Source organism: Burkholderia sp. MSMB2157WGS (assembly GCF_001532755.1).
GTDB lineage: Bacteria > Pseudomonadota > Gammaproteobacteria > Burkholderiales > Burkholderiaceae > Burkholderia.
Genome location: NZ_LPJG01000030.1, coordinates 851,940 through 866,104, shown reverse-complemented (window position 1 = coordinate 866,104; position 14,165 = coordinate 851,940). Strand labels below are relative to the sequence as shown.

Below are 14,165 nucleotides of genomic sequence, written 5' to 3'. Positions count from 1 at the left end.
CGCGGCGGCGCGCGAGCGCCGGCCCCGGCCGACTGCGGAGCATGAGACTGGAGCTACAACGACGTGACCGAACCGGGTGTGAATGAATTGAATGCCGTGCTGGCGCGCGTGCCGTCGGTCGAGCGCGTGCTGTCGTCGGCGCCGCTGCAGCCGCTCGTCGCGGACTATGGCCGCACGCGCGTGCTCAATGCCGTGCGCGCCGAACTGGAACGCTGGCGCACGGCGGCGCAGCACGATCCCGCGGCCGCCGAACCGCTCGACGAGCCGCGCATCGCCGCGGCCGTCGCGCACGCGTTGGCCGCACAGAGCGCGGGGGCGGTGCGCCCCGTGTTCAACCTGACCGGCACCGTGCTGCACACGAACCTCGGGCGAGCGTTGCTGCCCGACGAGGCGGTGCGTGCCGTGGTCGACGCGCTGACGCGGCCCGTCAACCTCGAGTTCGATCTCGCCACCGGCCGCCGCGGCGACCGCGACGACCTGATCGACGCTCTGCTGTGCGAACTGACGGGCGCGGAAGCCGCGACCGTCGTCAACAACAATGCGGCGGCCGTGCTGCTGACGCTGTCGGCGCTTGCGACGAAGCGGGAAGTGGTCGTGTCGCGCGGCGAGCTGGTCGAGATCGGCGGCGCGTTTCGCATTCCCGACATCATGAGCCGTGCCGGCGCGAAGCTGCGCGAGGTCGGCACGACCAACCGCACGCATCCGCGCGACTACGCGGACGCGATCGGCCCGCGCACGGCGCTGCTGATGAAGGTGCATTGCAGCAACTACGCGATCAGCGGCTTCACGAAGGAGACGACGCTCGCCGAACTCGCGCCGCTCGCGCGCGAGCACGGGGTGCCGGTCGCCGTCGATCTCGGCAGCGGCACGCTGGCCGACCTGTCGCAATGGGGCTTGCCGCACGAGACGACCGTGCAGGAAACCGTCGCCGCCGGCGCGAACGTCGTCACGTTCAGCGGCGACAAGCTGCTCGGCGGCCCGCAAGCCGGCCTGATCGTCGGCGATCGGGCGCTCATCGCGAAGATCAAGAAGCATCCGCTCAAACGTGCGCTGCGCGTCGGCAAGCTGACGCTCGCGGCGCTCGAACCCGTGCTGCGCCTGTACCGGTCGCCCGAATTCCTGCGCGACCGGCTCACGACGCTGCGATTGCTGACGCGCCCGCAGCGCGACATCGCCGAGGCCGCCGAACGCATGCGCCCGGTGCTGCAGGCGGCGCTCGGCAGCGGTTTCGACGTGACGGTCGAGCCGATGTTCAGCCAGATCGGCAGCGGTGCGCTGCCGGTCGACCAGTTGCCGAGCGCCGGGCTCGTCGTGCGCGCCGCGGACGGCAAGCGCAGCGGCCGCGCGCTCGTGCAGCTCGAAAAGCGCCTGCGCGAATGGCCGCGCCCGGTGATCGGCCGCGTGGCCGACAACGCGCTGCGGCTCGATCTGCGCTGCCTCGAAGCGGCCGACGAAGCGGCATTCGTCGCGCAATGCGCGCCGCTCGCGGGGCCGGCCGCATGATCGTCGGGACCGCTGGACACATCGACCACGGCAAGACCACGCTCGTGCGCGCGCTCACGGGCGTCGACACCGATCGGCTGAAGGAAGAGAAGGCACGCGGCATCTCGATCGAGCTCGGCTACGCGTATACGCCGCTCGACAACGGCGACGTGCTCGGCCTGATCGACGTGCCGGGCCACGAGAAACTGATTCATACGATGGCGGCCGGCGCGTGCGGCATCGACTTCGCGCTCATCGTGATTGCCGCGGACGACGGCGTGATGCCGCAGACGCGCGAGCATCTCGCGATCCTGCAACTGCTCGGCGTCACGCACGGCGCCGTCGCGCTGACGAAATGCGATCGCGTCGATGCTGCGCGCGTTGCCGAGGCGCGCGACGAGATCGCCGCGTGGTTGCACGATTCGACGCTGGCCGGCGTGCCGATCTTCGAAACGCGTGCCACGGTGGCCGACGATCCGGGCGTCGCCGCGTTGAAGCAGCACCTGGCCGACGCGACGATCGCGTGGCGTGCGCGTCGCGACGACGGGCTGTTCCGGCTCGCGGTCGATCGCGTGTTTACACTCGCCGGGCAGGGTACCGTCGTGACGGGTACCGCATTCGCGGGCCGCGTCGCGACGGGCGACACGCTCGCGATCGTGCGCACGGGCGACGCCGCCCGCGTGCGCAGCATCCATGCGCAGAACCGGCCGGTCGAGGCCGGCCGCGCGGGCGAGCGTTGCGCGCTGAACCTGGCCGGCGTCGACAAGGCCGACGTCGAGCGCGGCGACACCGTCGCCGATGCGCGGCTCGTCGCGACGTCGCCGCGTCTGGACGTCGACCTGACGCTGCTCGCGGACGCGGGGCTGACGCTGACCCACTGGGCGCCGCTGCACGTGCATCTCGGTACGCTGCATCGCGTGGCCCATGTCGCGTTGCTCGACGGCGACACGCTCGCGGCCGGCCAGCGGATGCGCGTGCAACTGGTGTTCGACGAGCCGGTGTTCGCGCTGCCGGGCGATCGTTTCATCGTCCGCAATCCGCAGGCGACGCGTACCGTCGGCGGCGGCCGGGTGCTCGATCCGTTCGGGCCGGCACGCAAGCGCCGCACGCCTGCGCGCCGCGCGTGGCTCGATGCGCTCGCGGCGTGGCTCGACGAAGGGCGCCTCGATGCGCTGCTCGCGCAAGCGCCGCTCGGCATTGCGCGCGCGACGCTCACGCATCTGACGGGATTCGCGCCCGATGTGCTGGCGTTGCCCGGCGATGCGCTGGCGATCGGACAACGCGATGCCGCGTCGAGCGAAGGCGCGGTGATTTCGCATGCGCACTGGCGTGCGTTGCAGACGCGGGCGGTCGATACGCTGCGCGCGTACCACGAGCGCATGCCCGACGAGCAGGGGCTCGACGCCGCACGCTTGCGGCGGATGGCTGCGCCGCTCGTCGGCGATGCGCTGTGGCGCGCGCTCGTCGAGGCGCTGGTGGCGGGCGGCGAAGTCGCGCGCAGCGGGCCGTGGCTGCATTTGCCGTCGCATTCCGTGAGCCTCGAGCCGCGCGAGGAAGCGCTGGCGCAGCAACTGCTGCCGTTGATCCACGCGGGGCGCTTCGATCCGCCGTGGGTGCGCGACCTGGCCCGCGACACCGGGGCGGCCGAGGACGCGGTGCGCGTGCTGCTGCGCAAGCTCGCACGGCGCGGCGACGTGCATCAGGTCGTGCGCGACCTGTTCTATCATGCGGACGTCATGCGCGAACTGGCGGAACTGGTCGCGCATCTCGCACCGTTGCGCGGCGGCGGGCTCGATGCCGCGACGTTCCGCGATGCGACGGGGCTCGGCCGCAAGCGCGCGATCCAGATTCTCGAGTTCTTCGATCGGGTTGGGTATACTCGCTTCCGCCGCGATCTTCACTACCTGCGGCCTGACAGCGGTTGGGTGGATGTTCAGGCGTAGGCGCTCGTCGTTCTTTTCGGTTTTTTCCCTGCGGAAGGCATTCGTATCCGGTGGTACGGCCGGGCTTCAAACCCGGTTAGGGGCGTCAGCCGCTCCTGGGTAGGTTCGACTCCTGCTGCCTTCCGCCACATGGCTTAAAGCGGATCTCGCGCTAGCAAACGTAGCGCGATTGATTTCGGCACATCGAGATGCATGACGCGAATTCCATCGATCGCGTGACGTAGCCCATCGTCGGCAATGACGCGATGTGCGGTGTTTGCGCCGGCCGCCGTCGACGCTGGCAATTGCCGAATTCCGGTGTGTCCCGCGGGAAAACGTTCCAAATTTTGACAGTTTTTAACCGCTCCGAAAATGTGGAGCGCGCTATGATTTGCATCTATTTGACGAGCACACCGGACCCCCAATGAGTTCCGCACGATCACTCAACATCGGCATCACGATCGGCCTTCACCACGCGACCGAGAGTCTTTGGGTCAACGGCATCAAGCAGAACGCCTTGTATCTGATGAAGCTCTTTCAACACTCGCCGCTCGGTCATCAAGTCAAGCTCGTCAACACAACGAGCGTCGAGATCACGTCCGCTCTTCCCTGGGATATCAAGCAGTTTCCGGTGTGTTCCTTCGACGATGCGAAGGATTCGCTGGATGTCCTGATCGAGCTCGGGGGGCAAATCGATCAACAGCAAACCTCGTATCTGCAGGCACGTGGCGCAAAAGTCGTAAGCTATTGTTGTGGTCCGGAATACGTGCACATGACGCAGGCGATGATTTTTGGCAGACGGCACGCCGAAACGGTATTCATCAACCAGCGTTACGACCAAGTGTGGATCATCCCACAAGTCGTCGATACCAGCGCCGGCTTCTTTAGCGTATTGCGACGCCAGCCTGTTCGCGAGGTGCCGTTTGTTTGGGACCCGATCTGCGTGGAAGAACGATCGGCCGCACTCCCGCATCGCGGGGAATATCGCCCGACCGGACAACCGAAGCGGTTGTCCGTGATGGAGCCGAACATCGACGTCACCAAGTTCTGCCTCTATCCGATCTTGATTGCGGAATTGGGTTATCGGAAGCTGGGCGAGAAAATATCCTACGTGCACGCGACGAACACGGAGCACCTCGCGAAAGGCAGCCCCGAATTCATCGGTATCGCAAGTCATCTGGATCTTGTGCGGGATTCGAAGATAAGCTTTGTCGGTTATTACAATACGCCTCAATTTCTTTCGGAATACACCGACATCGTCATTTCTCATCAATCCGGCCTCGCGTTGAATTATTTCTATTTCGATGTTTGCTGGAACGGTTACGCGATGGTTCACAACGCCGACCTATGCCGCGAACTGGGCTACTTTTACAATAAAAACGACGTGGATGAAGGGTGCCGTCAACTCGAGCGAGCCGTCGAATTTCACGATGAGGATTGGCAGGGTTATCGAATTCGGCAACGAGAGCGGATCGGGCGGTTTTTGTCCACCAATCCGAAACAGGTGGAAGCGTATGACAGGTTGCTTCTCGGGCTTTTCGAGTGAAATCGATCGTCCGGCTTCGGGAAGCGTGTGGCCGCGATGTATAGCTGTTCGGCATGGCGTGCTTGAGCGGCCTGGATCCCGCGGCGTATCGTGGCTACGTGCCTGACCGCATTGCCGATCGTCAGTGAGCCGCATAGGCCAAATGCTACCTTGGCACGTGGCGCCATTGCTGCTCTCTACTGCTTCGCGTCGAGCCCATCCGATAGCATCGCGGACTCCGCAGTCGACAACCTGCAGGTTTCCGCTGGCGAATCTGCTCCCGTTGATGGGCGACACGAAAGCTGCGCGACGGACCGGGAAACGGGCCAGCGCTCGATACCGCGCACCGCGCACGACGCCGCGCAACGGTCGCGACCGCGCAAACTTGATGGGGAAAAGCACTAGAAGTACGAGATTTATTTCCCGGCTATAGTGGAATGACTGAAGGTAGACGCGGCGAGTTTTTGCCGATACCGATCAGGCCATGACTGTATAGATGGGTTGCCGTATGAAAAATAAGACCGACAAGACCGACAAGACCGCCGGACCGATCTGGGGCGTGGCAGCAGGATTGCTTCTTGCTGGCACGGGATTGAGTCTCGGTATTTTCCCGGCGGCGCTGCACGGTGCGGGAAGCGCAAACGACTTCCTGGCATCCGGCGTCGCGATGCTGGGCATTTTCCTCGTCGTCTATTCCACGCACGAACTGCGAAGAAAGCGCTCGTACTGAACGTTCGCTCACCTCCGATCACGACAATCGACTCGAGCCGGCCGACGGCTCGGAGCGCGCTACGCCTTGCGGATTTCGTGGTTGTAGACGAGTTCGACGATGCGCTTCGTCGGAATACTCGCGCGCAGACGGTCGATATTGTCGATCGGAAACCACTTGCATTTCTCGATCTCGTTGTTCGCTTGCGGCGTCTGGTTCGGCCCGACTTCCGCGAAGAACACGTGATGGATCTTCGCGAGCCCGGTGAACTGCATCGAGTAGATCAGATCCTGGCCGGTCATGCCGGTTTCTTCGCACAACTCACGATGCGCGGCTTCTAGCGGCGTCTCCCCGCGCTTGATCGTGCCGCCCGGAAGCGCCCAGCGCGACGCCGCACGCGCGACGAGCAACACGCGCTCGTCGCGATAGCAGACGACGGTCGCGCGTTCCTTGATCGGGGCGGCAGTCGTTTCGGGGGCGTTGTCGGGCGCGAGGATCTGGGGCATGTCGTGATTCTAACCAGCGCGACTCGATCGGCCAAGGCAGCCTGACCGGGTTTGACGATTGCCGGTCGCCGACGCGTGGTCGGCCATCGCGTGACACGCCGAAAGCGCAAGCCCGGCGGCAGGGCCGTACGTCGGCCCCCGATGCCGTTCGGCTCTGGCGCGACGACCGGCGCGGCCCATCACGCCCCATCGCGCCCGGCACGTCGTCATGCGGTTCGCACCGCGATTGCCTTTACTTCTTTTCAGGCAGGAACCAGTTCATCACGAGCGCGCAGATGCCGCCTGTCGCCACGCCCGATTCCAGCACGTTCTTCAGTGCATGCGGCAGGCTGTTCAGGATGTCCGGCACCTGCGACACGCCGAGGCCGAGCGCGAGCGACACCGCGATGATCAGCAGCGCGCGGCGATCGAGGTGGACGCCCGCGAGGATGTTGATGCCCGACGCGGCCACCGCACCGAACATCACCATCGCCGCACCGCCGAGCACGGGCTCGGGCACGGCCTGCAGCACGCCGGCGACGACCGGGAACAGGCCGAGCACCACCAGCATGCCCGCGATCCAGATACCGACGTGACGGCTCGCGACGCCGGTAATCTGGATCACGCCGTTGTTCTGCGCGAATACCGAGCTCGGGAACGTATTGAACACGCCGGCCAGCAGCGAGTTCGCACCGTTGACGAGCACGCCGCCCTTGATGCGCTGCATCCACACCGGCCCTTCGACCGGCTCGTTCGAGATCTTGCTGGTGGCCGTCACGTCGCCGATCGCTTCGAGCGACGTGACGAGGTAGATGATCAGCATCGGGACGAACAGCGCCCACGAGAAGCCGATGCCGAAGTGCAGCGGCGTCGGCACCTGGAACAGCGCGGCCTGGTGCATGCCGGTGAAGTCGAGGCGGCCGAGGAACGCGGCCGCGCAGTAACCGATCGCGAGCGCGATGACGAGCGCGGTGCTGCGCACCCAGACGATCGGCACGCGGTTCAGCAGGATGATCGTGCCGAGCACGAGGCCCGACAGCGTGAGGTTCTCCGCGCTCGCGAACGTGCCCTTGGCCATCGCGCCGTAGCCGCCGCCCATGCTGATGAGGCCGACCTTGATCAGCGTGAGGCCGATCAGCAGCACGACGATGCCGGTGACGAGCGGGGTGATCAGGCGCTTCACGAACGGCAGGATGCGCGACACGCCCATCTCGACGAACGACCCGGCGATCACGACGCCGAAGATCGCGGCCATCACGGTCTCGACCGGCGTGCCCTGCTTGACCATCAGGCTGCCGCCGGCGATCAGCGGGCCGACGAAGTTGAAGCTGGTGCCCTGGACGATCAGCAGGCCGGCGCCGAGCGGGCCGAAGCGCTTGCACTGGACGAAGGTGGCAATGCCGGAAATCACCAGCGACATCGACACGATCAGGGTCGTATCGCGGCTGGACACGCCGAGCGCCTGACAGATCAGCAGGCCCGGCGTGACGATCGGCACGATGATCGCCAGCAGGTGCTGCAGCGCGGCAACGAAGGCGACCATCGGCGCCGGCCGGTCGTTCGGGCCGTAGACGAGGTCGCGGGCCGCGTCTGCGGCGTCGGCACCGTGGGAGGCGGATGGGGCGGAGGAGGCGGGTTGCATGGCGAGCGGGCCGGACAAGGTGGAAAGTGCGGCATTTTAGCCGAAGGGCTCGCCGGCGCCGCCCGGGCGTGCCGCAATAGTCGGGATTCAGCGGAACGTGGAAAAGGGCCGGTTCGGCACCCGGCGATCGACGCATCGCTGCCAGGCGATCGCAGTCCTGTCGAGCAACCGCTTCGCGAATGGCGAATCCTGCCCTCGACGGCGGCGGCCGGCTGGCCCGAGCCGCGGAACGTCAGCCTGCGACGCGTGCTTCGTTGCCGCGCGCCGTTGTGCGTGGCGGACGGGAATCCGGATACGCGCGCTGGCAGACTGCAATGACCGTATCGCGCAGGCGGCGATGCACGGGGTCGCCGTGCATGCGCGGATGCCACAGCGCGGACACGAGGATCGCCGGCAGCCGGACCGGGATCTCGAAACTGCGCAGCCCGAGGGCTTCGATGAGCCCCGGCGAGCACGCGTTGCCGAGGCTCGAGCGCGGCACCAGCGCGATCAGGTCGGTGCTGGCCGCGACACGCATTGCGTCGGGGTAGCCTGGCACGACGACGTGCACGGCGGGGCCGTCGCCTGCGTCGACGGTCGAATCGTCGGCCGGCCCGCCGAAATCGCCGAGCTGAGCCGCCATCACGTGACGGCAGGCTGCATAGCGCGCGGGCGTGATCCGGGCCGACGCGAACAGCGGATGGCCGGCGCGCGCCACCGCGACGTGCCAGTCGTGAAAGAGCATGCGCGTGTGCAGCTCGGGTGCGTCGTCGCCGCGCTTGCCGATTTCGAGGTCGACGGTGCCGTCGCGCAACGCTTGCGGATCGCGGTCGAGTTTCGGGACGAAGCGAATACGCACGTGCGGTGCGACCTCGCCGAGTGCGGCCACCACCGGGCCGGACAGCATTTCCATGAACGACGCGGCTGCCCGAATCGTAAACGTGGCCGTGAGCGTGGCGAAGTCGACGTCGACGGTCGCCGGCCGGAGCACCGCGCGCGCGTCGCTTGCGACGGCATGCACGCGCTCGCGCAACGCGGCGGCGTGCGGCGTCGGCACGAGCTTGCGCCCCGCGCGCACCAGCAGTTGATCGCCGGTGGCGACGCGCAGCCGCATGAGCGTGCGGCTCATCGCGGACGTGCTCAGGCCCAGCCGCCGCGCGGCGCCGGTCACGCTGCTCTCCGACAGCAGCGCGTCGAGCGCGGTGACGAGGTTCAGGTCGATGTCTTCCATGCGGACAGGATACGCCACTGCGGGGTTTGGCATGGCGTTCGATGCAATGATGGATTGCGTTCGATGCGTCTGGCGCCTGTCGTGGTGTGCGCCTATAGTGGGTGCGTCACGAAACAGGGCAAAGGCGAAACACCATGCAATCGACCGAATCGAATCGACGAAACGCCCCCGCGATCCTGCTCGTCGCGGCATCGCGCGGCCTCGGGCTGGCGATGGCGGAGGCATTCCTGAACAAGGGCTGGCACGTGACGGGCACGGTGCGCGAAGGATCGGGGCGCACGAAGCTGCACGACCTGGCCGACCGGTTCGACGGCCGGGTCGAGATCGGCACGCTCGACATCTGCGAGCCCGCGCAACTCGCCGCGCTGCGCGAGCGCCTGTCGGGCCGGCGCTTCGACATGCTGTTCGTGAATGCCGGCACGACCAACGATCCGAATGAAACGATCGGCGAAGTGACGACCGACGAATTCGTGCGCGTGATGATCACGAATGCGCTGGCGCCGATGCGCGTGATCGAGACGCTGCAGGATCTGGTGACCGACGACGGGCTGATCGGCGCGATGTCGTCGGGACAGGGCAGCGTCGCGAACAACGTGACCGGCATGCGCGAGGTGTACCGCGGCAGCAAGGCGGCGCTGAACCAGTTCATGCGCAGCTTCGCGGTGCGTCAGGCCGATACGCGCCGCGCGCTCGCGCTGATGGCGCCCGGCTGGGTCCGTACCGAACTCGGCGGCCCCGACGCGCGCCTGACCATCGACGAAAGCGTGCCGAGCCTCGTCGACGTGCTGCTGGCGAAGCGGGCGCGGCCCGGGCTCGAGTACCTCGACTATCTGGGGCGGACGGTGCCCTGGTAAGCAGGATGGTCGCGCAAGCTCGCGGCGGCCGGCCGGGTTCCGGCTTGCCGTGAGCGTGCCGTGCGGGATCGGGCCCGATGTTCGCGGCCCGGCCGCGGCGCTGCGAAGGCCGGGCCGATTCAATACAATGCGACGACGCGTCAGCGATACGGTGCCGCCTCATCGCGTTTGAATCCGTCCGGTTCATGGCGGATGGTGTGCGCTCCCGTCGTGACGGCCTGGTGTCGAACCTGGAGCGCAGCATGAACGAACCCTATCTGCAGGTGATCGCGCATTACTTCGCGAAACCCGGCAACGGCGACCGCGTGGTCGAACTGCTCGCGGAACTCGCGCCGGCCACGCGGGCCGAGCCGAAGAACCTCGACTACGCGTACTTCCGGTCGCCGGAGCATCCCGACCACATCGTGATCCTCGAGCGCTACCGCGATGCGGACGGCCTCGATGCGCATCGGGAAACGCCGCATTTCCAGCGGATCGGCGTCGGCGCGATCATTCCGTTGCTCGACCGTCGCGACGTGATCCGCTACATGGTGCAGCCGGACGCCGGCACGGCGACGCCACCGGGAGGCACCCGATGAACCCGTTCCAATTCCGTACCGTTCCGACGCAGATCGTCGAATTCGGCGCCGCGCGCCGGCTCGGCGCGCTGTTGCGCGAACGCTTTCCGGCGCTCGCGCGGTTGTGCGTGGTCACCGACGCGTTCCTGCATCGCAGCGGCGTGCTCGCGCCCGCGCTGGAGAGCCTCGCCGCGCACGGCTGGCAGGTCGCCGTGATCGACGACGTGATCGCCGATCCGCCCGAGCACGTGGTGCTCGAGGCGACCGAGCGGGCCGTCGCGGCCGATGCCGAAATCGTGCTCGGCCTGGGCGGCGGCTCGTCGATGGACGTCGCGAAGCTGATTGCGGTGCTCGCGCCGGGGCAGCAGGCGCTGGCCGACATGTACGGCGTCGACAAGGTCTCGTGCGCGCGGCTGCCGCTCGTGCAGATGCCGACCACGGCCGGCACCGGCTCCGAGGTCACGGCCGTGTCGATCGTGACGGTCGGCGAGGCGCGCAAGATGGGCGTCGTGTCGCCGCATCTGTTCGCGGACGTCGCGATCCTCGACGCGGAACTCACGCTCGGCCTGCCGCGCGCGGCGACGGCCGCCACCGGCATCGACGCGATGGTGCACGCGATCGAGGCGTACACGTCCGCGCGGCTGAAGAATCCGGTATCCGACATGCTGGCCACGCACGCGCTGACGCTGCTGTCGCGCAACCTGCTTGCCGCATGCGACGACGGGCAGAACCGGCGCGCGCGCGAAGCGATGGTGGTCGGCGCGATGTTCGCGGGGCAGGCGTTCGCGAATGCGCCGGTCGCGGCCGTGCACGCGCTCGCCTATCCGGTCGGCGGCATCTTCCACGTGCCGCACGGGCTGTCGAATGCGCTCGTGCTGCCGCACGTGCTGCGCTTCAACGCGCCGGCCGCCACGCCGCTGTATGCGGAACTGGCGGCCATCGTCGCGCCGTCGGCCACGGGCAGCGACGAAGCGAAAACGCATGCGCTGATCGCCGAGATCGATCGGCTGATCGTCGCGACGGGCATTCCACGCACGCTGCGCGAGGTCGGCATCGGCGAGGCCGATCTGCCGAGGATGGCGTCGGACGCAATGCTGCAGACGCGCCTGCTCGTGAACAATCCGCGCGAGGTGACCGAGGCCGACGCGCTGGAGATCTACCGGCAGGCGTGGTGACGGGCGGCGCAGGCACGGCGTCGGCCGTCACGGGGCACACGCGGCCTGCCGTGCGGGCCGTGCTGCGGCATGCGCATGCCGGCGCGCCGGCCGCGCGTCCGCAGCCCTCCGTCCTTACAGGCGCGACGCGTCCGCGCCGGCCGCGACCACGTACGCCGAGGCCTGCCTGGTGCCGTCGGGCTTCGTCTGCAGGTACACGCCCTGGATTTCCGGCTCGAAGCCCGGCAGCGCGTTGATCCCGGCTTCGAGCGCGCGGAAGTAGTCGAGCGCCGGGCCGCCCCACACTTCGCCCGGCACCACGCAGAAGATACCGGGCGGATAGGGCAGCGCGCCTTCGGTCGCGATCCGGCCCGCGATGCGGTCGAGCGTGACGAGTTCGACGTTGTTGCGGATCAGTTCGGCATTCGCGGCCTGCGGCAGCATCGCCTGCTTCGGGAACTGCGCGCGCCGGAACATCTGCTTCTGCAGATGCTTCATGTCGTGGCTGCGGTAGAAATCGTGCATGCGCTGGCACAGCTGCCGCAGGCGCATGGTGCCGTACAGCTCCGGATATGCTTCGCACAGCGATGGAATCGCTTCGCGCAGCGGCGTGTCCTGGTCGAGATGACGCTCGAATTGCGCGAGGTGCGCGACCAGATGCTGCAGCTTGCCGAAACTCTCCGACGGCGTGAGCAGGAACAGGATCGTGTACAGGTCGGCTTTCTCGGGCACGACGCCGTGCTCGCGCAGATAGCGCGCGAGAATCGGCGCCGGTGCGCCGAACGGCGCGTATTCGTGCGTATCGCGATCGATGCCGGGCGTGGTCAGCAGCAGCTTGCACGGATCGACGAAATACTGGTCGTCCGCATAGCCTTCGAAGCCGTGCCACGTGTCGGCCGGATGGAAGCGGAAGAAGCGCAGGTCGTCGACGATCTGCTCGGTCGGGTAATGGGCCCACGGGCGGCCGTCGATCTGCTGTGGGACGAACGGGCGGATCTGGCGGCAGGTTTTCAGCAGCAGCTTGCGTGCATCGACGCCATGTGCGACGCAGTCGCGCCACAGGCGCTTGCCGGCCGGGCCCGCGTGCATCTGCGCGTTGACGTCGAGCGCCGCGAACATCGGGTAGAACGGGCTCGTCGACGCGTGGATCATGTACGCGTTGTTGAAGCGCCGATGATCGCAGAAGCGCTTCTGGCCTTCGATGTGGCTGTCCTTCTTGTGGATCTGGGACGTCTGCGAGAAGCCGGCCTGCTGCTTGTGCACCGACTGCGTGACGAAGATGCCGGGATCGTCGGGGCCGAGCGTCAGCATCAGCGGCGAGCAGTCCTGCATCATCGGGATGAACTGTTCGTAGCCGACCCACGCCGAATCGAACAGGATGTAGTCGCACAGATGGCCGATCCGGTCGACGATTTCGCGTGCGTTGTAGATCGTGCCGTCGTAGGTGCCGAGCTGGATCACCGCGAGCCGGAACGGGCGCGGCAGGTCGGCGCGCTCGGGCGCGACGTCGCGGATCGCGTCGCGAATGCGCGCCTCGCCGAGCGCCGCGCTGTCGACGCCGCCGATGAGGCCCCACGCGTTGCGCGCGGTCTCGAGATAGACCGGCCGCGCGCCGGACAGCACGAGCGCGCCGAGGTGCACCGACTTGTGGTTGTTGCGGTCGAACAGCACGAGATCGTCGGGCGCCAGCAGTGCGCTCGTGACGACCTTGTTCGACGTCGACGTGCCGTTCAGCACGAAGTAGGTCTTGTCCGCGTTGTAGATGCGTGCGGCGTTGCGCTGCGCCTCCAGCGCGGGCCCTTCGTGGATCAGCAGGTCGCCGAGCCGGACGTCCGCGTTGCAGAGGTCCGCGCGAAAGAGGGTTTCGCCGAAGAAATCGAAGAACATCCGGCCGAGCGGATGATTCGAAAAGAACTGGCCGCCCTGGTGGCCCGGGCAGTCGAATTCGACGTAGCCACGCTGCACGTATTCGCGCATGACCTTGAAGAAAGGCGGCAGCAGGTTCTCGCTGTAGATGTCGGCGGCGGCGGAAATCTGCCGGCCGTAGTAATGGCGGCCGCCGTGCCGAAGCTGGATCACGCCGCTCGCGCGCGGCAGGACCGACGGCGGCACTTCCTGGTCGGGCTCGACCGCGACGAAGAACGGAATCGCGAAACCGGTTCTTTCGACGGTTTTCAGCACCTTTTCCGCGGAATCGATTCCGACGACGATTGCCGCGATATTCGTGAAATCGGTCTGAAATACGTCGACCTGTTCGTGCGTGGTGAGGAAGGCGCCGATCAGCGCCGGCTCGACTGCGATTTTCAACAGGCTCACGCGAACTCTCCGGTAAATGACCTGAAAACGGGAGCCGCATTCATATCGGCGCGCAATCCGGGGCCGACACGCGCTGCAGCCGATCGAAACGGTCCCGCGAATGCTGAATGCCGAATGCGCACTGCACCAGAAGCCTTGCGCGGCGCGGCGCCGCCGCGATCGGGCCGTGTCCGGCGCAGCCGATCGTAGCAACAAAATCCCGCGAATTCAATTGAACCGAATCGGCAATGTCATTGCGGCATGAGCATGATCAAACAATCCGGAATTGGCATGCTGCGGTGCACATAAAAATGATCCAATGATGAAATC

General features: G+C 66.8%; 11 protein-coding genes and 1 tRNA gene. 8 read left to right on the top strand and 4 right to left on the bottom strand.

The features are described 5' to 3' along the window. The first annotated feature begins 63 nt into the window (after positions 1-63). From selA to WT53_RS22345, 5 genes are all read left to right on the top strand, one after another. Positions 64-1,503, top strand: a complete 1,440-nt coding sequence (selA, locus tag WT53_RS22365; protein WP_060261591.1) for an L-seryl-tRNA(Sec) selenium transferase — start codon at positions 64-66, stop codon at positions 1,501-1,503. Then, the gene (gene selB, locus WT53_RS22360) at positions 1,500-3,425 is read left to right on the top strand and encodes a selenocysteine-specific translation elongation factor (protein ID WP_060262120.1); all 1,926 of its coding nucleotides are present in this window, start codon (positions 1,500-1,502) and stop codon (positions 3,423-3,425) included. The genes selA and selB overlap by 4 nt, the downstream gene beginning before the upstream one ends. Positions 3,426-3,457: 32 nt before the next feature. After that, a tRNA-Sec gene (locus WT53_RS22355) sits at positions 3,458-3,553 on the top strand. 275 nt (positions 3,554-3,828) lie between these two features. Continuing rightward, a complete protein-coding gene (locus WT53_RS22350) occupies positions 3,829-4,950 on the top strand; it encodes a DUF2827 domain-containing protein (protein ID WP_060261587.1) in 1,122 nt (373 codons plus the stop codon). A gap of 487 nt (positions 4,951-5,437) precedes the next feature. Beyond that, the gene (locus WT53_RS22345) at positions 5,438-5,659 is read left to right on the top strand and encodes a hypothetical protein (RefSeq protein ID WP_060261583.1); all 222 of its coding nucleotides are present in this window, start codon (positions 5,438-5,440) and stop codon (positions 5,657-5,659) included. A 59-nt stretch (positions 5,660-5,718) separates the two neighbouring features. Here the strand turns inward: WT53_RS22345 and WT53_RS22340 are convergent, their stop codons facing one another. The 3 genes from WT53_RS22340 to WT53_RS22330 all read right to left on the bottom strand — a co-directional run bounded on the left by WT53_RS22340 (position 5,719) and on the right by WT53_RS22330 (position 8,975). Continuing rightward, a complete protein-coding gene (locus tag WT53_RS22340) occupies positions 5,719-6,144 on the bottom strand; it encodes an NUDIX hydrolase (protein WP_060261580.1) in 426 nt (141 codons plus the stop codon). Between the two features lie 232 nt (positions 6,145-6,376). Continuing rightward, positions 6,377-7,765 (bottom strand): nucleobase:cation symporter-2 family protein, encoded by a 1,389-nt coding sequence (locus WT53_RS22335; protein WP_059783943.1) that lies wholly within the window; start codon positions 7,763-7,765, stop codon positions 6,377-6,379. A 232-nt stretch (positions 7,766-7,997) separates the two neighbouring features. Beyond that, positions 7,998-8,975, bottom strand: a complete 978-nt coding sequence (locus WT53_RS22330; protein ID WP_060261575.1) for a LysR family transcriptional regulator — start codon at positions 8,973-8,975, stop codon at positions 7,998-8,000. Positions 8,976-9,109: 134 nt separating this feature from the next. Here WT53_RS22330 and WT53_RS22325 point away from each other — a divergent pair, with 134 nt between their 5' ends. The 3 genes from WT53_RS22325 to WT53_RS22315 all read left to right on the top strand — a co-directional run bounded on the left by WT53_RS22325 (position 9,110) and on the right by WT53_RS22315 (position 11,561). After that, on the top strand, positions 9,110-9,829 hold the full coding sequence (locus WT53_RS22325; RefSeq protein WP_034205134.1) for an SDR family oxidoreductase: 720 nt from the start codon (positions 9,110-9,112) through the stop codon (positions 9,827-9,829). Between the two features lie 242 nt (positions 9,830-10,071). Continuing rightward, positions 10,072-10,407, top strand: a complete 336-nt coding sequence (locus WT53_RS22320; RefSeq protein WP_059783939.1) for a putative quinol monooxygenase — start codon at positions 10,072-10,074, stop codon at positions 10,405-10,407. Then, positions 10,404-11,561: an iron-containing alcohol dehydrogenase gene (locus WT53_RS22315; RefSeq protein ID WP_060261572.1), complete on the top strand. Its 1,158-nt coding sequence runs from the start codon at positions 10,404-10,406 to the stop codon at positions 11,559-11,561. The genes WT53_RS22320 and WT53_RS22315 overlap by 4 nt, the downstream gene beginning before the upstream one ends. A gap of 114 nt (positions 11,562-11,675) precedes the next feature. On the opposite strand, the gene WT53_RS22310 is transcribed toward WT53_RS22315, so the two are convergent. Next, complete coding sequence (locus WT53_RS22310) at positions 11,676-13,856, bottom strand: ornithine decarboxylase (RefSeq protein WP_060261567.1); 2,181 nt, start codon at positions 13,854-13,856, stop codon at positions 11,676-11,678. Positions 13,857-14,165: the final 309 nt, after the last annotated feature.